Genomic DNA, 19,292 nt, shown 5'->3' with positions numbered 1-19,292 from the left:
TTGTTAGCCGCTCTAAGCCAACCACTGCAGCCAGCGCCCATGCGGGTGCGACCAGGCCAGGGCTTGCTGGCACAGCCGCCCAGCTTCTGCCCATTGCAAGGTCCACAAGGTGGCGGCGTCCTCTTGCAAACCGCCGAGCAGGGGCGCTGGCCGCAAACCCGGCGGGCATTGCGAGGGCGACTCCGCACTGAGCCAGACCAGGCCATGCCGCAAGATCAGCTCGGCCACGCGGGCGCGGTGCTGGGCCAGGGCTGCGGGCTCAAAGTAGTAAAGCACCCAGCTATTGAACAAGACCGGCTGGCTGGCCGCCCAGGCCGGCTCTTGCAACAGACGCTGCTCCAGCAGACCCAAGGCATCCGCGCTTTGCTGCAACTCGGGCTCATGGCCGCGACTCAAGGCCACCGCCTGCTGCAGGCGCTGCGCCCGCTCGCGGTCATGCGGCCACAAGCAGGCTTGCAGCCAGCGCAGGGCCCATGCCTCACGCAGATCAAGCGGCGATAGATCCAGCCCCAGACGCTGCGTCAAACGCCAGGCTTGAGGCCTGGGCTCAGGAGCCTCGCCCAGCCAGTCGCATTCGATCACCGGCACACCGGGGCCGGGGGCCGCGCCCAGGCTGAACTTGGAATAGCGGTAGTGGTAGCGCTCCACGCCCAGATTCAGGCCGGCGCTGCAGCCAAAGTCGATCAGGCTCAGGGCCTCGCGGCCCCGCAGGCGAGCGATGTGTTGCAGCGCCGGCCACAACACGGCGCAGCGGCCGATCTCATTCGTCTGCGTCTTGCTGTGGCGCAGATGGGCTTCAATCGCCGGGCGCTGAGCACGCACAAAGTCCAGCAGCAGGCCGGGCAAGGCCTGATCTGGCATTCGAGCGCCACCGACGCTGGGGAAGTAGGCCGCCAACTGATGCGGCGCATCGGCCAAGATCCGTTCGTGGATGGCGGCCAACAGCAGATTGACCTTGGCCTGGCCGGCCGGGGCCAAGCTCATCAATGCCAGCAGCTCGGGCGTGTCGGCAATCGCCTCGCAGATCGCCACATAAAGCGGGTCCTGCGGGCAGTCCACTCGCGCAAAGTGGCGGAAGCGCCGGGCCCAGACCTGCAGTTGATCGCTATCGTTCATGCGCCTCAGCTTAGTGGGCCGGCCAAGTTTGAAATGTAAAGTAGCCGACAAATGAGCGCACATTTCAAATCCGCCAGCGCCGCCGAAGCTGCTTGCCCTCTGCGCGAGCTACTGGCCCACAACTTCCCGCAGCTGGCCCTGCCCGAAGCCCTGCTCAGGCAAGCCCAGCCGCTCATGCCCAGCCGCAAGCTGAGCCCGGGCCGCAGCCTGTTCGGCCAAGGCCAAACAACGCGGGCTTTTTACGCCGTGCTGGAGGGCGAGATCGAGGCGCGCTTCACCGGCCCGGACGGCGAGGTCTCGGTGCTGGAGCTGCTGCAGCCCTTGCAGCTCTTCGGCCTGGCCGCTTTTGTTACCGAGCGACCCAGCAGCTATGAGGCCCTGGCCCGGCAAGCCAGCCGGGTGCTGGTCATCGGCCCCGAGGCCTATGCCTTTTTGATGGACGCCTGGCCCGGTTTTGCGCGCGCCCTGATGCGCAATTTCGCCCAGCGTTTTGAAGGCAATCTCAAGCTGCTGGAAGCGGCCCGGCACCGCACAGCGGCCGAGCGCTTTCAAATGGCTTTGCAGCAGCTCGCCGCCCAACGTGCGGAGCGGGTCAAGGCGCAGGGGGACTGGATCGCGCTGCGCGCCACCCAGGCCGAGCTGGCCGCGCAGGCAAGTCTGTCCCGCCAGACCGTCAACCAATTGCTGGCCCAGGCGGAAGCGCAGGGCCAGCTGCGGCGCAGCTACGGGCGGCTGTGGCTAGCCCCGAGCTTCAGGCCTTGAGCGCGGCCTCGATATCGGCGCGGATCTTTTCCGGCGCGTCATTCGGCGCGTAGCGCTTGATGACCTGGCCGTCCCGGCCCACCAGGAATTTGGTGAAGTTCCACTTGATGCCTTCGGTGCCCAGGAAGCCGGGCTTTTGCGCCTTCAGCCATTGCCACAGCGGGTGGGCATCGGCGCCGTTGACCTTGACCTTGGCCATCATGGGAAAGCTGACGCCGAAGTTCAACTCACAAAAGGACGAGATCTCTTCATTGCTGCCCGGGTCCTGGCCGCCAAACTCATTGCTGGGGAAGCCCACAATCACCAGGCCCTGATCGCGCAGGTCCTGCCACAGGGTTTCCAGGCCTTTGAATTGCGGCGTGAAGCCGCAGGCGCTGGCCGTGTTGACGATCAGCAAGACCTTGCCCCGCTGGCTGGCCAGATCGGCCGGTTTGCCATCGATAGACACCGCCTGGAAATCAAACGCGCTCTGGGCCATGCAAGCTCTCCTTGTTGTTCGCAGCCATATCAGCTGGCGCCGATGGTAGCCGGGGCGACCGATTTCTGCCCAGGCAGGCCTATTTCGCGCCTTGACGCTCCAGCGCCGCCAGCAGCGCGGCGGCCAGAATGCAGGCCCCGCCCAAGCCGGTCTGCAGGTCCAAACCGCCGCCGCCCAGCCACAGGGCGGACAGCGCAGCCACCGGCACCTCGGTCAGCATGATGATGGCCGTCACATTGGCAGGCAGGCGGCTGGCCCCGTATTGCAGGGACAGATTGGACAAAAAGAACAGCAAGGCCATGCCGGCTAGAGGCAAGAGCCAGAGGGCACTGGGCAGACTGGGCCAGGCGATCAGGCCGCCACCGGCCATCAGCGTGGCCGCCACCCCGGCCACGCCCACCCCGCCACCAAACATGGCCAGGGCGCGCGCCTCACCGCTGCTGCCGGCCTGGCGGCGCAGCATCACATTGTTGAGGGCAAAAGTGAAGCCGCCGATCACGCCCAGCCAATCCGCCAGACTGGCCGGCCAGGGCAGGCCGCCACCCGCCGGCGCCAGGACCACGGCCGCGCCGCCCAGGGCCAAGGCCATGCGCAGCACGGCCAGGCGGGTCAGGCGCTCGCCCAGAACAAGACGGGCCAGCAGCACGGCCCATAGCGGCATCAGATAAAACAGCAGCACGACACGCACCACATCACCCGTGGCCACGCCCCAGTTGAAGGCGGTATTGGTCAAGCCCGCGGCGGCCATCACCAGCCACAGGGCCGGCGTGCGCAGAAACTCGCGCCAGGCCTGGCGCTTGGCCCCGCTGATTACCAGCAAGGACAAAACATAGAGCAGCACCGTCGTCCACAGGGGGTGCAGCCCCACCGCCTGGAACTGCCGAAACGGCCACCACGAGAGCCCCCAGATCAGGGCGTTGAACATCAGGGCGAGAACAGCCATCAAAAAAACTCGCGGGGGCGACATCTATGGGCTTGAAAAAGCCCGACAAGGGAGCTACAAGACAACGCGGCCCAGAGGCGGCGTTGTGCAAGCGCGGGAGGCGGAGCGAGCAGAGGTTGGTCGGCCGCAACAAAGCCGGGTAAGGCGCCCAAAAAGCGCCAAAAAAAGACCCGAAACGCTGGCAGACGCAAGCCTGTCGGCCAACAATGCCCGAGGTTTATAGCACGCTGCTTTTGCCTGAGCCGAAGGCCCAGGCGGGCTGCCGGACTAACGTCGAATTCGCTGTCATCTGTTCTTGCAACGCTCTGCACATACAAGGGAGAGCCTCACTTGGATCATCTGGCTTGCTTTACACCGGGAGACTTGCAGTCCCATCCCGCCCCCGACTTGGCACGCTTTCGCTGGCGCTTGCTGGCCCAGGGCGATTCCTGGTTCTCCACCGCCGACGACAAGATCAAGGCGCACGCCAATCTGCTGCAGGAGATGGTCTACAAAGACCCCACCTGCGCCGTCAACTGCGCCGGCAAGGGCGGCGCCCTGAGCCATTTGGTCGATCTGGAATCGGCCCCCGATTTCGTGCGCCTGCTCAGCAGCCCGGAGGCCCCGCCCTGGGATGGCGTCTTGCTGTCCATGGGCGGCAATGACCTGATCTCCGCCGCCCAGACCCCCGCCCACCAGGCCGACGGCGAGCGCGTGCCCCTGCATCTGCGCCTGCTGCGCCACCAAACCGAATGGGGTGCGCCCTCGACCGGCGTGGCGCGCTATTTCTCCGAACCCGGTTGGGCCACTTACAGCGAATATCTGCGCACCAATGTGCGCCATCTGCTGACCCTGCGCGACCAGGGCGCCTCGGTGGGCAAGCCGGTGTTCATGCACTGCTATGCCGTGCCCATGCCGCGCCCGGCCGGTGCCGAGGATGTGGGTCTGGGCCAATCCGGCCCCTGGCTCTACCCGGCCCTCAAGGCCTATGCCCTGCCGGCGGCGGACTGGGCGGCGGTGAGTCGGCTGATGGTCTTCCACCTGGCCTTGCTGCTGAAAAGCATGGCAGCCGACAAAGAACAGTTCCCCGGCCTGCATGTGTTTGACTCCACCACCGTGCCCCTGGCCCCAGCCACGCCCGGCAGCAGCGGCAGCAGCGGCGACTGGCACAACGAGATCCACCTCAACCACAGCGGCTGCTTCAAGATTGCCCGGGCCTGGTCCGAGCATGTGGAGGCGGTGCTGAACGGGGTCAAAACCGTGGAGCCGGTCAGCAAACGGCGCAGCTGAGGCCGCTTGTTCGGGGCCAGATCAAGACCTGAGCCCCGAATAGCAAGCCAAGCCTTCAAAGTGGCTTCAAATCCGCCCCACGCAAGCCCACCAACAAGGCCTTGCCGGAGCCGTCCACCCGGAACTCACCGAAACGGGCCTTGGCATAGCGCTCGGCCTCGCCTTCCTTGAAGTAGAAGGCGTCGGTGACCAGAATCCAGCGGCCCTTCTTCAGCACCAGCTGCAAGCGCAGCTCGTCGGCCGCCAAGGCGCCGCCCTCATCGGGCCGCTGAGCCACGGCCACGCCGCGCTCGTCCAACCGCAAAATCACCCGCGGCTGCTCGCTGAGCAGATCGACCAGGGCCTCGCTGGCGCCGACGAAGCGGGGCTGGCCCACCTGCAGATTCAAGACCATGAAGTCGCCCTGCATCAGGGAGCGCGGATCCACCGGCGCCAAGGGCACGAGAATGGGCCGGCCCTGGGCGATCAAACGCTCTTTTTGCCAGATGCCCACATTGGCCACCACCAGGGTCAGCAGGACACCCAAGCCCACGCCCAACCAGACGCGCCGGTGCGAAGAACCCATCTGCGCAGGCTGGGGCGCTTCTGCTGGGCTGGCCTCGGCGCGCTGCGCCCACCAGGCCACGGCCGCCAGCAAGGCGCCCACCGCCACCAGCACCAGGGCCTTGTCGGCCAGAGGCCAGCTCAGCTGGTAGTAAAAGGCGCTGATCATCCAGACGCAGGCCAGACCGGCCGCCCCAGCCAAACGCCAACGCCCGCTGACAGCGCAGACGACCAGCGCCAGCAGTGCCGCGCCCAGCCAGGGGTTGAAGTAGGCCAGCACGGCCACGCCCAGGGCAGCCAGCACCCACCAGGCTTGACGCAGCAGCGGCCAGGCGCGCAGCAGCCAAGCGGCGGCAGCCAGGCTCAGCAGGCTGGAGACCAGGGGCCAGAACTGCAAAAAGCCGCCGCCCGCGCGTCGGCCGTAGAGCAGGCCATGGATTTCACCCATCTCCCCGACACCCCGATTGCCCGCCAGCAAGAACGCCGTTCCCGAGCTGAAGGCAAGGCCTGCCAGGCAAAGCAGCAGCCAGCCGACAGCCAAACTTTCCAGCGCCGCCGCATGACCAGCCTGAGCCCCGCCACGCAGAAACCGATGCTGCGAACCCAGCATCAACAGCCAGGCCAGCATGCCCAGATGCAAGCTGGCGATCAAGGCGAGGCCGCTGTTGAGGCCCATGGCGTCCCATGGATCACGCCCGGCCTGCAGCATCAGCAAGAACAAGAAGGCGGCCCCGGCACCCAAGAGCACACGCAACCAGACCTGGGGCAAGAGGCGGAGCAACATCAAGGCCAGGGCCAGCAGCAAGCCCATGCAGTAGCGGTAGGGAATCTTGAGCCCCTCGGCCAAGCCAAAAGCCAGCAAGGCAAAACCTGCCAGCAACCCCGCCAGAGCCAATTGCTGCAGAAAGAGCGAGCCGCTGTTGTCGGCAGCGCTGCCCGCCTTGGCACCGTCCTCTCGCAGCAAAAATGCGGCCAGGCCCAGCAGCAAGCCACCCAGCAAAACGCCGCCCGCTCCCTTCAGCGCGTCATTCAACATCAAGGCCAACAAAACCAACAAGAACAAGGCCACCATCCAGGCGCCCAGGCCCGTCATCAAAACCACCGGCCAGGGCCGGCTGGCGACGGATTGGGGCGGCTGCGCATCTGGGGGCAGCAAGCCCTCAGCGCTGGCGGCGGACCAGAGTTGCTGAAGTTTTTGGGATGTCGAAGCCATCATTTCGCAGCTCCTTGAGCCAGCTCGGCCTCGTGCCGGCGCGACAAGCCCAGCAGCCATTTGACCGACAGAGCCAGCAGGCCGGCGGCCGCCAGGGTCAGGATGAAGAACTCGCCAATCGGGTCACCATGCCTGCCGCCCTCCAGCAGCAGGCGGCCCAGGCCGCAGATCAGCAGCACGTTGAGGGTCAAGGTCACCAGGCTGAGGCCGTAGACCTCAAAGCCGCGCGGTCGACTCAGCAGCCAAGCCCCCGCGCCCAAGAGGCCCAGGGCCAGCAGATAAATCGGACTCAGCCGCTGCGAGAACAGGCTCAGCAAGCCGGTGAAGCCCAGATTGAATGCGGCCAGAGTCAGGGCCAGACGCCAGGACCAATCGCCCGCCCCCGTCCAGGCTCGCAAGGGCGCGGCCAAGGCCAGCAAGAGCAGGAAGGAAAAGCCCCAGCTGAGCAGATAGATCTGGGCTGCGCCCTCAGCAAAATGCCAGGAATGACCCAGGCGGTTGGCGGCCCAGAGCGAGAAGGCCGTCATCGCCACCAGGGCCCAGGGCGTCCAGAGCACATCGCTGCGCAGACCCAGAGCCAGGGGCAGGGCCAGGGCGGCCCAGAGGGCGAAGAGCTGCCAGGGGTCGGCGCCGGTTTGGTAGGTCTGGCCGAAATAGGCGAACAAGCCGCCCTGCAACAGCAAGACCATCAGGCCCAGGGCGGGTGCCGCCGAGGCCTGGCGCCCGCGCAGGCTGCAAGCCCCCAGGCCCATCACCACCAGCAAGCCCTGCAGCAGGCCGAAGCGGCCATAGCGGCCGAAACTTTCCCAGTTAGCGGCCAGCCAGAGGATGAGGCCAAAGCCCCCTAAGCCCGCGGCCAGCACCGCCAGGCCTTGGCGCATACGCCGCGCCAGGGCGGGCGGTTGGGCACCCAGGCCGGCCAAGTCTTCCAGCCGCGCCTGCTGCGCCGCGTTCAGGCCATGCAGGCCCGCCCATTGATACAAAGCCAAGCGTAAGTCCATGCGCTTCCTCGCCTCCGGTGTTTTCCGAGAGGCATGGTAAGCGCAGAGCTGCGCCGGATTTTTTCAGTGCACCTCGTCGCAGCGGGCCAGCACCAGCAGGCGCTCCACCTCTTCGCGGTGATTGACACAGTTGCGCTGGTGCCAACGGCGCACGACCCACATGGTCACCGCCACCAAGCCGCCAAAGATGGCGATGGCGGCGAAGGCCGACAGGCCCAGGCGGGTCATGCCGGTGTAGAGCGCGCCCAGAGCAAGGATGCAGGCCTGTTCGTTGAAGTTCTGCACCGCGATGGAGCGGCCTGCGCCCATCAGGTTGTGACCGCGATGCTGCAAGAGCGCATTCATGGGCACAACCAGGAAGCCGCCGATCACACCCAGCACGATCAGGAAGGGAATCGCCGCCCACAGATGGGTGATCATGTTCAGGCCGATGATCAGCCCGCCCATCAAGATGCCCAGCGGGATCACGCGGGTGGCACGGTCCAGTCGCATATAAACCGAGGCCAATACCGCGCCCACGGCAGTGCCAATGGCCACAACCCCGGCCAGATTCGAGGCTTGGGTGGTGCTGTAACCCAGGGCCGCGGCGGCCCAGGCGAACACGATGATGCGGAAGTTGCCCGAAGCGCCCCAGAACAAGGTGGTGGTGGCCAGGGAGATCTGACCCAGCTTGTCTTGCCACAGGCGCGAATTGCAGGAAGCGAAGTCGCGCACCAGGGCCAGGGGGCTGTGGGCCAGGGGCTGCAAAGCGGTTTGGGTGCGCGGGATGTAGAGATTGAAACCGGCGGCGATCAGATACAGGATCACCATGCTGGCGATGGCCGCCTCGGGTGGGGTGTCGATGCCGGTGTCGATGAAGGGCATATCAAATGCCAGCAGCGTGGGCGCTAGGTGCGGGCCCACCAACTGGCCGCCCAGCAAGATGCCCAGAATGATGGAGGCGATGGTCAGGCCTTCGATCCAGCCATTGGCCTTGACCAGCTGCGAGGGTGGCAGCAACTCGGTCAGGATGCCGTATTTGGCCGGCGAATAAGCGGCCGCGCCCAGGCCAACGATGGCATAGGCCAAGAGCGGATGGGCGCCAAACAACATCATCAGGCAGCCGATGATCTTGATTAGATTGGCATAGAACATGACCTTGCCCTTGGGCACCGCGTCGGCAAACGCGCCAACAAAGGGGGCCAAAAGCACATAAAACAGCGCAAACATCGGCCCTAGGGCCGGGATTTGCCAGGCGGGGGAGCCATTTGTCTTGAGCAGTTCGATCGCGCCGACCAATAAAGCCTGATCAGCCAGCGAGCTGAAAAACTGCGCTGACATGATGATGGAAAAGCCTTTTTTCATGAGCCCAATCAAAACTGCGGGGAAGGAGGCATGCGGGTGACACGGGGCGTGAGGGCACCAGCATCCTGGGGGAATGCTGCGGGTTTATAGCATGCAGGCTTGTCGCCGCCAGTCGGTGCAGCCCAGCCGATGCCACAATTCGGCCCATGCCGCGTCCTATTGAAGCCCTCATCCACGTCCCCGCCATCGCCCACAATCTGGCCCGCGCCCGCGCCTTGGCGCCCGACGCCAAGGTCTGGGCGGTGGTCAAAGCCAATGCCTATGGCCACGGCATCGCCAACACTTTTGAGGCCGTGCGCAGCGCCGACGGCATCGCCTTGCTGGACTTCGCCGAGGCCAAGCTGCTGCGCGAGCTGGGCTGGCGCGGCCCCATCTTGCTGCTGGAGGGCTGCTTCGAGCCCCGCGACCTGGAGCTGTGCTCCCGCCTCAAGCTCTGGCATGCCGTGCATTGCGAGCAGCAGATCGACTGGCTGGCCATGCACAAAACGCACGAGCCGCACCGCGTCTTCCTCAAGCTCAATAGCGGCATGAACCGCCTGGGCTTCTCGGCCCAGAACTTCCGCGCCGCCTGGACCCGGCTGAACGCCCTGCCCCAGGTGGACGAGATTTCGCTGATGACCCACTTCTCCGATGCCGACGCCCAGCGCCTGGGCCAGTGCGGCATCACCGAGCAGCTGACGGTGTTCGAGAAAGTGGCGGCCGACCTGCCGGGTGAGCGTTCGCTCAGCAATAGCGCGGCCACCCTGCGGCACAACAGCCGCGTGCGCAGCGACTGGGTGCGCGCCGGCATCATGAGTTATGGCGGTGTGCCCGACTTCCCCGAACACGACCAGGCCTTTTGGGATCTGCGCCCGGCCATGACCCTGCGCTCCAAAGTCATTGCCATCCAGCATCTGCAGCCCGGTGACACCGTCGGTTACGGCAGCAGCTTCACGGCCGAGCAGCCCATGCGCATCGGCGTCGTGGCCTGCGGCTATGCCGACGGCTACCCCCGCCACTGCCCCACCGGCACGCCGGTGCTGGTGGATGGCAAACGCACGTGCACCATCGGGCGGGTCTCGATGGACATGCTGTCGGTCGACCTGAGCGATCTGCCCCAAGCCGGTTTTGGCAGCGAGGTCACGCTCTGGGGCCAGGGCCCCAAGGGCGCCCTGCTGTCCATCGACGAGGTGGCTCTGGCCGGCAAGACGATTGGCTACGAGCTGATGTGCGCCCTCGCCCCGCGTGTGCCGGTAACCGTGCAGCACGCCGATTGATCTGATGAGCGGCCTCAACTGGACGCCGGCCGACTGGGAACTCGACTTCTCCTTCATCCGCGCCAGCGGCCCCGGCGGGCAAAACGTCAACAAGGTCTCCAGCGCCGTACACCTGCGCTTTGACATCCGCCGCTCCACCCTGCCCGCCCCGGTCAAGGCCAGGCTGCTGAACCTGGCCGACCAGCGGGTCACGCAGGACGGCGTCATCATCATCAAGGCGCAGGAGTCGCGCAGCCAGGAGCAAAACCGTCTGGACGCGGTGGCCCGCCTGATAGCGATGGCCGAGGCCGCCGCCCACGTCCCCAAGACCCGCCGCGCCACCAAGCCGACCTACGGCTCCCAGCTGCGCCGCCTGGAGGGCAAGGCCCAGCGCAGCGGCATCAAGGCGGGGCGAGGCAAGGTGATTGACTGAAGCGATGGGCCAGCAGAACAAGGCAAACACCTGGAAGCTCGCTGCCGCCACAGTGCTGGCGGCGCTGGTATTGGGCTATGTGTGGCGCGACAACAGCCCGGGCAAGGCCGAAACGGAAGCAGCCGCCGAGCCGCTGGCGGGCGAAGTGGCCACGCCTGAAGCAAGCCCTGGCCATGCTGCCGCTGCAGCCTCGGCCCCATTAAGCGCTGCACCGCCTAAGGTGGTCGATAGCACGCGACTGGGCGGCTCCAAGGGCCAGCTTGAATTTTGCGGAGAGCCCAGCCTGCGCCTACCCCGCTCATTGGCCGAACTCGAGGCTTTGCTGCGCGCCGCCCTGCAAAGCCGAGCGGAAAACGAGGCCGAGTTTGCGCGCCAACGCGCAAGCATCGTCCAGCGCCTGCGCAGCAGCCCCTTGGTCTTGGATCGCCTGGCGGGCGCCTTGCTGAGCGAGGAGCTGGCCAGCGCCCACCCGCCGCCTGCCAGTGAATTGCGCCAGGACCCGCGCGCCTTTGCGCTGCGCACACTTCAGTGCGAGACCGACGGTACGCGCCTGTTTCGCTTGGGTTTGCGCCCAAAGGAGGCAATCTGGGACGCTTGCAAAGCTTTCAGACCCGGAGACTGGGCGAGCCTTGAACCGGACAATGGCCATGCTTGGCTCCAGCTCCTGGTTCAGCTCGACAAGGAGTCGGATCAGGTGCAGCTCAAGCAAGCCTGGCAAGGCCTGCTGCGAGCCCAACGCTTTGACAGTTATGAAGGACTGCTGGGCTCGCGCACACTTGTGGCCGCGCCCGAGGTTCCAGAGCAGACTCGTCTGATTTTCTACAGCTTGACCGAATTAGCCGCCAACTCGGGCGCAGGCTTGTCGCGCAAGCAGTGGTTGCTCCAGCATTGCGGCGCAGCGGCCAAGCAAGACGCCAACCGCAATCAGGAATGCATCACCCTGACTCGCGCACTCTCCAAGGGCGGGCGTAGCTTGTTTGATCAAGAGCTAGCGATGCAGCTGGCGGCCCAATTGGAGATGCCCCCAGGCAGTTTGGCCTACAGCGCTGCGGCGCTGAGCGAGGCCCAAGCCTGGCGTGCCGCCAACACCCCGATGCTCAGGGCCGACAACCCGCAGCCCTTTTCATGCGAAGCCCTCAGACAAGACTTGAAGCATCTGAGCCAGAAAGCCGAACAAGGCGAATGGCCCACCATCCTTGACGCCTTGCAAAGACGAAACAGCCCATCTGAGCCCTGAGCCCCGGGGCTGAAAGATGATCATTTGGTTCGTTATTTATTGCGTTTGATACGGCGCCTGCTGCAGACCATCGCAAGCGAGCTGCGCCAATTTCTAGGCCGGAGCAGACTGCGTTCCATGGACTCTCAACACGCGGAGTCTCAGCCATGAATCGTCAAGGAGCCCCTCATGTCTTTCAGCACCGATCTTGAACAACTCGCCGATCTGCACCAACGCGGCCTGCTCAGCGACGAAGAGTTTGCCCGTGCCAAGGCGCGGCTGCTGGGTGACATGCCACACGGCCAGGCGAACGCGACAGGCAGGGCATTCGGCAGCAGCAATAGCAACCAGACCAGCGGCGGCGGACTGGGCGCCGCCGTCAACCGCTTGCAGCGCAGCCGCGACGACCGCTGGCTGGGCGGCGTCTGCGGTGGCTTGGCTCAGATCAGCGGCCTGGCCTCCTGGATCTGGCGCCTGATGTTCCTGGGCTTGCTGTTCTGCAACGGCGTGGGCTTTGTGGTCTATCTGCTGCTGTGGCTGCTGGTGCCCGAGAACAAAGACCTGCCCCGCCTGAGCTGGAACGGTGCCAGCGAAGAACCCAAGTCCACGCCCTGAACAAGGCTCAAACCCTGGTGCCAGAGCTCAGGCCGCCACGCCCAAACCGGGGCCGGCCTGGGTAGCCTGGGGCGGCAGGCCCAGCAAAGAGCCGTTGCGGCCGCTGTGTTTGACTTGATAGAGCAGCTTGTCGGCGCGCTGGTAGAGAGCGTCTTCCGAACGTTCATCGCCGAGCATGGCGCAACCGGCGCTGACGGTCATGCAAGAGGCCGTCGGTGAGCTGGTATGTGGGATCCCCAGGGCGCGCACGCCGCGCACCAGGCGCTCGCACAGCGCCTGGGCTTGGCCGGCCTCCACATCAAAAAAGATCAGGGCCATCTCCTCCCCGCCCACCCGCGCCGCCAGATCCAGTGGCCGGGCGGCCAGGTCCTTGAGCAGCTCGGCCAGGGCTTTCAGCGCTTGGTCGCCGGCCTGGTGGCCATAGCTGTCGTTGTAGAGCTTGAAATGGTCCACATCCATCAAGACCAGGGCCAGCGAGCGCCCGTCCCGGCGCGCCTGGCCGATGCAGGCCTCCAGATGGTGGCTGAACAAGCGCCGGTTGTGCAGGCCGGTGAGCGGGTCGTGATCGGCCTGCCATTCCAGCTCGCGGCGCAGCAGAAACTGTTGGCGGTTTGAATACTCAAGCAGATAGGCCCCCACGGCCGCCACCGCCGTGCTCATCAGAAGCAGCAGACTGAGCTGCAACATCGGCCCTTCAAACTCCTCGGCCACCACCAGCAGGCCGAACAGAAAGACCGTCAGCACAAAGCTCAGCGCCAAGCCCAGGCTGGCGGTGAAACGCAGGCCCAGCGGCAAAAACATGGCCATGACGACCAGGATCAGCACACTGCTTTCATGCTGCAGCTGCAGGCGTTGATAGCAATGGATGGCCGTGATGCTGCCCAGGGCCAGCAGATAAATCACGCCCACCACCATCACCGACTGCCGGTACTTGAAGACCGGCCAGACACAGGCCAGCACGCACATCAGCAGGCAAGCCTGGACCAGCACCCGAACAAAGATCAGCTGCAACAGGGCCAGAGGGAACTCGCCGGGATGCTGAAACAGTTGCAGGCGATAACTGTCAACGCAAACAAACAGGAACCAGATGCCCGCGCCCAGCAGGCAGGCAATCAGGCTTTGATAACGCAAGCCCTGCTGCGAGTGGCTCAGATAGGCCGCCTCCAGCTCGGGCTCAAAACGCAGCTGGCGCAGAAAGCCCCAACGGGTCTGCCAACTTTGGCGGACCTTGACCATGGCTTTCTGGGAAGTCGCGCTGGCCGATACAGCATGGCGATAACGCATGGAACTTCCAAAATGGGGAAAAAACGCCGGCTGAATATACGCGGTTTGGCCCGATTTCAGCGCGGGTCCCAGGCCTCATGCTCGGGCAATAGCGAGATTTCTGCTCACTTTCGGGTGGCAGCAAAGATGCTGCCCAAGCACAAAGCCATGCCCAGGATCGCCAGCAAGCTGGGCTGCCAGCCTTCCAGCGCGGCCGAAATCATCAAGGCGATGACCGGAATCACCACCCCGGTCAGGGCGGCCCGCGCTGGCCCCTGCCGCTGGGCCAGCTTGAAATAGAGCACAAAGGCGATCACCGAACCGAAGACCGCAAGGTAGAGCAAGGACAGCAAATAGGACGGCCGCCAATCAAACTGCAGACCCACCCCGCTGCCCAGGGCCAGCAAGATCAGGAAGAACGCGCCATAGCCCATGCTCCAGGCCAGGATGGGCACCAGGGGCAGGCCACGGCGGGTTAGGGTCAGCGTCAGCACATTGCCGGTGCAGGCCGCCAAGACGGCGAGCAGGCCCAGGCCCAGGCCCAGGGCCGCCGTGGGGCGGGCGCCGGTCGAGGCAATCTCGGGCCAGAAAATCATCACCACCCCGGCCACCCCGCCGCTGGCCGCCAGCAAGAAGCGCCGGCTGACCTGCTGGCCAAAAAAGACCCGGCCGGACAAGGCATTGCCAAACACCATCAGACAGAACAGCACCGCCACCAGACCGCTGGGGATGTGGCGTTCGGCCTCGTAGACCGACCAGTAATTGCCGCCGTACTGCACGATGCCGGTGGCCAGCATCAGGCCGTGGGCGCTCCAGGGCAGACGCAGGCTCTCGCCCCGCCACATGGCCAGACCGACCAACAACAAAGCGGCCAGCGCGAAGCGCCAGGCGACGGAGTTGAGCACTGGCACCTGGGAGGCCAGCTGATAAAGAATCACATGCCAGGTGCTGGCCCACACCAGGGTGGGGCCCCAAAACAGCCAGCGGTCGGAGATTTCAGACTTCATGAATGGGCGGCGCGCAAACAATAAAAAAAACAGCAGGGATCAAAGCAAGCCGCCCGGCCTATCCTGGGACAGGCACGGGCGGCGTGAGGGAAAAAGTCTTTCGGCTCAGGCTTGGCGCTTGAAGGCCGACAGCAGCAGGCCGGCTCCGATGAAGAGGCCGCCAAAAGTGCGGTTCATCAGCTTGATCTGCTGCGGCGAGCGCAAGGCCTTCAGCACCTTGGAGGCCAGGGCGGTGTAGCCGGCCATCACCACCAGATCGGTGAACACCAGGGTGGCGGAAATCGTCAGGTACTGGGGCAGCAACTCATGCTTGAGGTTGAGGAACTGCGGCATCACCGCCAGCAGGAACACCGTGCCCTTGGGGTTGACGGCGTTCAGCATCCAGCCGCGCAGCACCAGCTGGCGGCGCGTCACCCGCGGGCCCTCGTCCTGCTCGGCCACCAGGGGCTTGGCAGGGGCCCGCCATTGCTGCACCCCCATCCAGATCAGATAGGCCACACCGGCCCATTTGACGATGGCAAATCCCAGGCTGGAGGCCGCGATCAGCGCGCCCAGGCCCACGCCCACCAGCAGAATCTGCGTCAAGATGCCCAGCACCAGGCCCAGGGTGGTGAAGTAGCCGCGCCTGAAACCGTGATTCAGGCCCGAGCTCATGGCGGCGATGGCGCCGGCGCCGGGTGAGAGGCTGATCGCCCAAGACGCCGCAAAAAAACCCAACCAAACCGAGAAGTCCATGCCTAGCGCTCCACGCGCCCCTGCGGCGCGCGGCCATTCTCGCACCCCGGTTTGCTCAGATCCGTGTCGTCAGATTCAGCCAAGCGTCGGGCAAGCGCTGGTTGACCTGGGTCTCCAGCCATTTGTCGGCCCCGCTCAAAACCAACAAACCCATCAGCATCAGCAAAACGGCAAACCCCTTTTTGCTTTGCTCGCCGTGGGCCAACACCCATTGCCGGACGCGGCCGAAGCCTTGCCGCGAGGCATAGGCCGCCGCCACCAAGGGCAGCGCAGCGCCGAGCCCGAACAGACCCAGGATCAAAGTGCCGCGCCCAGCCCCGCCCTCGCTGGCCACCAAGCTCAGGGCCGTGCCCAGCAAAGGCCCTGCACAGGGGCTCCAGATCAGGCCCAGCAGGGCGCCGGTCAGCAAGGCACCCAGCAGGGAATGGCGATCCAGCCCCTGGCCCAAGGCATCGGCACGGCTGGCCAAGGGTGAACCCAGACGACTGAAGGCCGCGTTCAGCGCCGGCACCCACATCACCAGGCCAAACAGCACAAACAAGCAGGCCGAGGCCATGCGCACGACTTGCGGGTCCAAATTCAGCGCTTCACCGGCCACGCCCAGCAGCAGCCCCATCAAGGCAAAGGAGAGCACCATGCCCAAGCCCATCAGCAGGGGCGCGGCACGGCTACGCTGCAAGGCGCTCCCCAGCACCAGAGGCAAGATGGGGAAGACACAGGGCGACAAGGTGGTCAGGCTGCCCGCCAACACACTCAGACCCAACTCTGACCAAGCCAACATATCGCCGCCCTCCGACTCAGAAGGCGCTGCGCAAAGTGGCGCGCATATCGTCCGGGGCCGAACTGCCAATCTGGCGGCTCGTTTCCTTGCTGCCCCGGTAAACAATCAAGGTGGATTGGCTGCGCACCTTGAGCTGTTTCTTCAGCTCGACTTCCTTGTCGAAATCCACCACCCAGACGGTCAGATCCAGATTCGGCTCGGCCTTGAGCGCCTCCAGGGTCTTGGACTGGGCGCGGCAGGTTGGGCACCAGCTGGCATGGAAATGCAGCGCCAGCGGCTCGCCGGCGGCCTGCGCCTTGGCCACCGCGGCCGCCTCGTAGGGCAAGATCGTGAGCGCTTGGCTGAGCGCACAGGCCAGCAAGCCAGCGGCAAAAATCAGGGCATTCAGCAAGGGTTTCGTTTTCATGGTGCTTTGACTCCAAAGGGTGAAGCCATTGAGTCGTGAGCCCGCCAGTAAAACTTACACCCTGCGTCGATAGCCCCAGACGGCCAGTCCCAAGCTGAGGCCGGCAAAGAGCAAGATGGGGCTCCCCAAACTCAGCACCTGAGCGGCATCGGCGGCGCGAAACAACTCGGCCCGCAGGGCACGCAAGAAATGCGTGAGCGGCAGCAACTCGCCCAGGCCACGCGCCCAGCCCGGCATGCCTTCAAAAGGGAACATAAAGCCGGACAAAAGAATGGAGGGCAGGTAGAAAAACACCCCAAGCTGCAGTGCCTGCAGCTGGCTGCGCGCCAGCAGCGACAAGCACAGCCCCAGACCCAGCTGCCCCAGCATGAAGACCAACGCCACGGCCCACAAGCCCAGGCTGGCCCAAGGCGTGTCGAACAGCACAAAGGCCAGGGCCTGCATCAAGCCATACAGCAGCAAGCCCAGCGCGGCATAGGGCAATAGTTTGCCAAGCAAGATATGCATGGCACCCAGAGGCGTGTTGCGCAAGCTGTCCCAAGTGCCTTGCTCGAGTTCACGCACCACGCACAGGGCGGCCATCAGGGTCAGCGTGAGCGTCAAGATGACCCCGCTGAGCGCAGGCACCAGATAGGCCCCCGAATCGGGTGGGAGGGCATAGCGCCCACGCAGTTCAAGGCTGAGGTCCAAGCCCGGCTGCAAATGCAGTCGCAGCGGCGGCGCGGCTGACCCTGCCGATTCGGCGAGCTTGGCTGAAAGGCGATGGGCCAAGCCATCGCCCAGCTGCGCGACCAGGGCATGGACATAGGGGTCGGACAAATCCGCCTCCAGACGCATGGGCAGGGCCAGACCTTGCAGCAGATAACGCGAAGGCTGACGCGGCCAGGCCAAGAGCAAGCGCAGCTCGCCCCGCTGCAGCAGGCGCTGTGCCTGGGCGGGCGCCAAGGGCTGGGTGCTCAAGCGCAAGCCCTGGTCTTGGTTCAGTTGGGCCAGCAAGCCGCTGTGGATCTGCGCATCTAAGGCGGCATCCGCCGGCCCTTCCAAGCCGAGGCTGGGCGGCAGCTCCACCCAAGCGGCGGGCAGTTGGCTGGGCCTGAGCGTGATGGCAAAGCCGAACAACAGAATCTGCGCCAGGGGCACGCCCAGCAAAAGCGCCAGCGTCAGGCGATCGCGCCGCAGCTGCTGCCACTCCTTGCGCGCCACGGCCAGAATCATGCGGGCATGGCGTCGCATCCCGGCGAAAGAATCAAACCGGCTCATGCCCCCAGCTCCCCGCGTTCAAGCGCGAAACCGCCATAGCTGTACTGGGTTGCCTCGGCCCCCAGAAATAGCAGCGGACCGGCGGGCAGCGCCGCATCACTCATCAGCCGATCCAAGGCGGCCCAGATGCTGGCGCTGCCGAGATTGCCCACGCTCGCCCCATGCTGGCAGACTCGCTCCACAGGCAAGCCCCAGTGCTGGGCCAGCCAAGGCCCCAGCGATCCGCTGGCCTGATGCGGCACGCACATCGCGGCCTGCGCCAGCGACCACCCGGCCTGGGCCAGGGCCTGCCGGCCTTGCTCGAACAAGAACAGCCCATGCTCGGCCACCGAGGCATAGTCATGCTCAAACTGCAAAGCCCCGGCTTGCAGCAGCGGGCAGTCCGATCCGCCCATGCGCAGACGCAGGCCGGCCGGCGGCGCTTGCTGGCATTGGCCAAAGAATGCCGCCTGCAAGAGGGGGCCTTGGCCGCCATCCTCGGGGCCAACGATCACGGCCGCCGCGCCATCGCCCATCTGCAGAAAATTGACCCATTGCTCGCCCTGGGTTTGCAGGCTGGCCGGATCAAAAAACACCGAACCCGTCTCCACCCCCACAATGCCCACCGGCGCACTGCCCGGCTCGGCGGTGAGCGCAAAAGCCAGCTGCAAGGCATTGGCAAAACCGGTGCAGGCCTGACGCAACTCCAGATGCGCGCCCTGGTGCCCGATGCGCTGCGCAATCTCGGCCGAGCCGCCGGGCAGCAGCTGGGCCGGCGTACAGCTGTGGCTGATCAGATAGGCCAGCGCGTCCTCCGCCAGGCCGGCGCGCGTCTGAGCCGCCCGCAGGGCGCGCGCGGCCAACTCGGGATTGCGATCGCCCGGACGCGGCAGCTCCAAGCCCTGGGCAAAGTCGCGACACAGATGGCGGCTGCGCACGCCCAGGCGCTGCGCCAAGGCCATGGCCAGGCGGCGCTTGCCATAGCCGAGACCATCGCAGACCTGGCGACACAAATCCTCGGTACTGATGGCCGGGCCCGGATAAGCCGACCCCCAGCCCAGCAAACGCCGCCGCCCCGAAGCCAGACGCAAACGCCCGGGCCTCATGCGCCCGGCCTCTGGCTCAAAGACTGCAAGCTGGCCGCCACCGGCTGTAGCAAGGCCAGCAGGCGCAGGCGCATGGCCTCATCCAAGGCGGCCTGCCGCTGCGCCGAACAACCGAGCTGGCGCGCCAAGCTGCGCGCTTGACGAACATGCCTGGCCTCGTCCTGGCGCAGCTCGCACAAAGCACGGTGCAGACCCGGTGCCGCCGCAAGCCCGGCCTGGGGATGCAGCAGGACTTGCAGCAGACGGCAAACCGCCAAATCCAATGCCGCCACCCGAGCCAGGTGCTCGTCCACCTGCGAGGCTTGCAAACGCCGGAAAAAGAAGGCCAGGCGGGCAAAGGAAATCTGCAAGCGCGGCTGAGGCAATAGCTGCCGCAGATGGGCTAGCAAATCGGCATGACGGCGCTCATCGCTCGCAATGCCTTGCAAAACCGCTTGCGCCGCGGCAGGCACGGCCGCCAGCAAGCTGCCTTCGAAGGCGAACACGGCCGACTCTTCGCCGCAGGCCAGAAAGGGCAGCAGATCGGCCAAATGCTGGGCTTGTGCCGTCGACAGGCCCTGGATCAGATCCGGCGGCCAGGCCAACGG

At 65.5% G+C, this 19,292-nt stretch carries 20 protein-coding genes; 6 read left to right on the top strand and 14 right to left on the bottom strand.

The features are described from left to right. Positions 1-12: 12 nt before the first annotated feature. Complete coding sequence (locus DBR47_RS11375; protein ID WP_197047008.1) at positions 13-1,116, bottom strand: DUF2332 domain-containing protein; 1,104 nt, start codon at positions 1,114-1,116, stop codon at positions 13-15. 51 nt (positions 1,117-1,167) lie between these two features. On the opposite strand from DBR47_RS11375, the gene DBR47_RS11370 reads away from it, so the two are divergent. After that, entirely contained in the window at positions 1,168-1,878 is a 711-nt protein-coding gene (locus tag DBR47_RS11370; RefSeq protein WP_124449995.1) for a Crp/Fnr family transcriptional regulator, read from the top strand. On the opposite strand, the gene DBR47_RS11365 is transcribed toward DBR47_RS11370, so the two are convergent. Together DBR47_RS11365 and DBR47_RS11360 are read right to left on the bottom strand one after the other, a co-directional pair. Then, a complete protein-coding gene (locus DBR47_RS11365) occupies positions 1,868-2,356 on the bottom strand; it encodes a glutathione peroxidase (RefSeq protein WP_124449993.1) in 489 nt (162 codons plus the stop codon). The genes DBR47_RS11370 and DBR47_RS11365 overlap by 11 nt on opposite strands. A gap of 79 nt (positions 2,357-2,435) precedes the next feature. Next, a complete protein-coding gene (locus DBR47_RS11360; protein WP_124449991.1) occupies positions 2,436-3,299 on the bottom strand; it encodes an EamA family transporter in 864 nt (287 codons plus the stop codon). Between the two features lie 363 nt (positions 3,300-3,662). Between DBR47_RS11360 and DBR47_RS11355 the strand changes: the two genes are divergently transcribed. Further along, positions 3,663-4,568 carry a hypothetical protein gene (locus tag DBR47_RS11355; RefSeq protein WP_124449989.1) on the top strand — a complete coding sequence of 302 codons (906 nt, stop codon included), beginning with the start codon at positions 3,663-3,665 and terminating at the stop codon, positions 4,566-4,568. A gap of 55 nt (positions 4,569-4,623) precedes the next feature. Here the strand turns inward: DBR47_RS11355 and DBR47_RS11350 are convergent, their stop codons facing one another. The 3 genes from DBR47_RS11350 to lplT form a co-directional block, all read right to left on the bottom strand. Further along, positions 4,624-6,324 (bottom strand): GDYXXLXY domain-containing protein, encoded by a 1,701-nt coding sequence (locus tag DBR47_RS11350; protein WP_197047006.1) that lies wholly within the window; start codon positions 6,322-6,324, stop codon positions 4,624-4,626. Next, on the bottom strand, positions 6,324-7,325 hold the full coding sequence (locus DBR47_RS11345) for a DUF2157 domain-containing protein (RefSeq protein WP_124449985.1): 1,002 nt from the start codon (positions 7,323-7,325) through the stop codon (positions 6,324-6,326). The genes DBR47_RS11350 and DBR47_RS11345 overlap by 1 nt, the downstream gene beginning before the upstream one ends. Before the next feature lie 63 nt (positions 7,326-7,388). Next, a complete protein-coding gene (gene lplT, locus DBR47_RS11340) occupies positions 7,389-8,669 on the bottom strand; it encodes a lysophospholipid transporter LplT (RefSeq protein WP_124449983.1) in 1,281 nt (426 codons plus the stop codon). Between the two features lie 146 nt (positions 8,670-8,815). Here lplT and alr point away from each other — a divergent pair, with 146 nt between their 5' ends. The 4 genes from alr (at position 8,816) to DBR47_RS11320 (ending at position 12,168) form a co-directional block, all read left to right on the top strand. After that, positions 8,816-9,925, top strand: a complete 1,110-nt coding sequence (gene alr, locus DBR47_RS11335; protein ID WP_124449981.1) for an alanine racemase — start codon at positions 8,816-8,818, stop codon at positions 9,923-9,925. Between the two features lie 4 nt (positions 9,926-9,929). Beyond that, positions 9,930-10,337, top strand: a complete 408-nt coding sequence (gene arfB / locus DBR47_RS11330) for an alternative ribosome rescue aminoacyl-tRNA hydrolase ArfB (RefSeq protein ID WP_124449980.1) — start codon at positions 9,930-9,932, stop codon at positions 10,335-10,337. Beyond that, positions 10,330-11,574 carry a hypothetical protein gene (locus DBR47_RS11325; RefSeq protein WP_148090421.1) on the top strand — a complete coding sequence of 415 codons (1,245 nt, stop codon included), beginning with the start codon at positions 10,330-10,332 and terminating at the stop codon, positions 11,572-11,574. Before arfB ends, DBR47_RS11325 begins: the two co-directional genes overlap by 8 nt. A 168-nt stretch (positions 11,575-11,742) precedes the next feature. After that, entirely contained in the window at positions 11,743-12,168 is a 426-nt protein-coding gene (locus DBR47_RS11320; RefSeq protein WP_124449976.1) for a PspC domain-containing protein, read from the top strand. 27 nt (positions 12,169-12,195) lie between these two features. On the opposite strand, the gene DBR47_RS11315 is transcribed toward DBR47_RS11320, so the two are convergent. The 8 genes from DBR47_RS11315 to DBR47_RS11280 form a co-directional block, all read right to left on the bottom strand. Next, the gene (locus tag DBR47_RS11315) at positions 12,196-13,452 is read right to left on the bottom strand and encodes a diguanylate cyclase (protein WP_124449974.1); all 1,257 of its coding nucleotides are present in this window, start codon (positions 13,450-13,452) and stop codon (positions 12,196-12,198) included. A 104-nt stretch (positions 13,453-13,556) separates the two neighbouring features. Then, the gene (locus tag DBR47_RS11310; RefSeq protein WP_124449972.1) at positions 13,557-14,438 is read right to left on the bottom strand and encodes a DMT family transporter; all 882 of its coding nucleotides are present in this window, start codon (positions 14,436-14,438) and stop codon (positions 13,557-13,559) included. A 105-nt stretch (positions 14,439-14,543) separates the two neighbouring features. Next, positions 14,544-15,173 carry a LysE family transporter gene (locus DBR47_RS11305; protein WP_124449970.1) on the bottom strand — a complete coding sequence of 210 codons (630 nt, stop codon included), beginning with the start codon at positions 15,171-15,173 and terminating at the stop codon, positions 14,544-14,546. A gap of 55 nt (positions 15,174-15,228) precedes the next feature. Next, entirely contained in the window at positions 15,229-15,954 is a 726-nt protein-coding gene (locus DBR47_RS11300) for a cytochrome c biogenesis CcdA family protein (protein WP_124449968.1), read from the bottom strand. A gap of 16 nt (positions 15,955-15,970) precedes the next feature. After that, a complete protein-coding gene (locus tag DBR47_RS11295) occupies positions 15,971-16,360 on the bottom strand; it encodes a thioredoxin family protein (RefSeq protein WP_124449966.1) in 390 nt (129 codons plus the stop codon). Positions 16,361-16,414: 54 nt separating this feature from the next. Continuing rightward, positions 16,415-17,620: an ABC transporter permease gene (locus DBR47_RS11290; protein WP_124449964.1), complete on the bottom strand. Its 1,206-nt coding sequence runs from the start codon at positions 17,618-17,620 to the stop codon at positions 16,415-16,417. Further along, positions 17,617-18,705, bottom strand: a complete 1,089-nt coding sequence (locus tag DBR47_RS11285; RefSeq protein ID WP_124449962.1) for a 3-oxoacyl-[acyl-carrier-protein] synthase III C-terminal domain-containing protein — start codon at positions 18,703-18,705, stop codon at positions 17,617-17,619. The genes DBR47_RS11290 and DBR47_RS11285 overlap by 4 nt, the downstream gene beginning before the upstream one ends. Beyond that, the gene (locus DBR47_RS11280) at positions 18,702-19,289 is read right to left on the bottom strand and encodes a 3-oxoacyl-ACP synthase (RefSeq protein ID WP_124449960.1); all 588 of its coding nucleotides are present in this window, start codon (positions 19,287-19,289) and stop codon (positions 18,702-18,704) included. Before DBR47_RS11280 ends, DBR47_RS11285 begins: the two co-directional genes overlap by 4 nt. Positions 19,290-19,292 lie beyond the last annotated feature (3 nt).

Source organism: Paucibacter sp. KBW04 (assembly GCF_003852425.1).
GTDB lineage: Bacteria > Pseudomonadota > Gammaproteobacteria > Burkholderiales > Burkholderiaceae_C > Paucibacter_A.
Note: the sequence above shows the minus strand (reverse complement) of the source record. Positions and strands in the feature narration are given on the sequence as shown.

Coding starts and splice junctions, on each gene's coding strand:
- DBR47_RS11375 (WP_197047008.1), bottom strand. CDS start 1,116: ATGAACGATAGCGATCAACTGCAGGTCTGGGCCCGGCGCTTCCGCCAC.
- DBR47_RS11370 (WP_124449995.1), top strand. CDS start 1,168: ATGAGCGCACATTTCAAATCCGCCAGCGCCGCCGAAGCTGCTTGCCCT.
- DBR47_RS11365 (WP_124449993.1), bottom strand. CDS start 2,356: ATGGCCCAGAGCGCGTTTGATTTCCAGGCGGTGTCTATCGATGGCAAA.
- DBR47_RS11360 (WP_124449991.1), bottom strand. CDS start 3,299: ATGGCTGTTCTCGCCCTGATGTTCAACGCCCTGATCTGGGGGCTCTCG.
- DBR47_RS11350 (WP_197047006.1), bottom strand. CDS start 6,324: ATGGCTTCGACATCCCAAAAACTTCAGCAACTCTGGTCCGCCGCCAGC.
- DBR47_RS11345 (WP_124449985.1), bottom strand. CDS start 7,325: ATGGACTTACGCTTGGCTTTGTATCAATGGGCGGGCCTGCATGGCCTG.
- lplT (WP_124449983.1), bottom strand. CDS start 8,669: ATGAAAAAAGGCTTTTCCATCATCATGTCAGCGCAGTTTTTCAGCTCG.
- alr (WP_124449981.1), top strand. CDS start 8,816: ATGCCGCGTCCTATTGAAGCCCTCATCCACGTCCCCGCCATCGCCCAC.
- arfB (WP_124449980.1), top strand. CDS start 9,930: ATGAGCGGCCTCAACTGGACGCCGGCCGACTGGGAACTCGACTTCTCC.
- DBR47_RS11320 (WP_124449976.1), top strand. CDS start 11,743: ATGTCTTTCAGCACCGATCTTGAACAACTCGCCGATCTGCACCAACGC.
- DBR47_RS11315 (WP_124449974.1), bottom strand. CDS start 13,452: ATGCGTTATCGCCATGCTGTATCGGCCAGCGCGACTTCCCAGAAAGCC.
- DBR47_RS11310 (WP_124449972.1), bottom strand. CDS start 14,438: ATGAAGTCTGAAATCTCCGACCGCTGGCTGTTTTGGGGCCCCACCCTG.
- DBR47_RS11305 (WP_124449970.1), bottom strand. CDS start 15,173: ATGGACTTCTCGGTTTGGTTGGGTTTTTTTGCGGCGTCTTGGGCGATC.
- DBR47_RS11300 (WP_124449968.1), bottom strand. CDS start 15,954: ATGTTGGCTTGGTCAGAGTTGGGTCTGAGTGTGTTGGCGGGCAGCCTG.
- DBR47_RS11295 (WP_124449966.1), bottom strand. CDS start 16,360: ATGAAAACGAAACCCTTGCTGAATGCCCTGATTTTTGCCGCTGGCTTG.
- DBR47_RS11290 (WP_124449964.1), bottom strand. CDS start 17,620: ATGAGCCGGTTTGATTCTTTCGCCGGGATGCGACGCCATGCCCGCATG.
- DBR47_RS11285 (WP_124449962.1), bottom strand. CDS start 18,705: ATGAGGCCCGGGCGTTTGCGTCTGGCTTCGGGGCGGCGGCGTTTGCTG.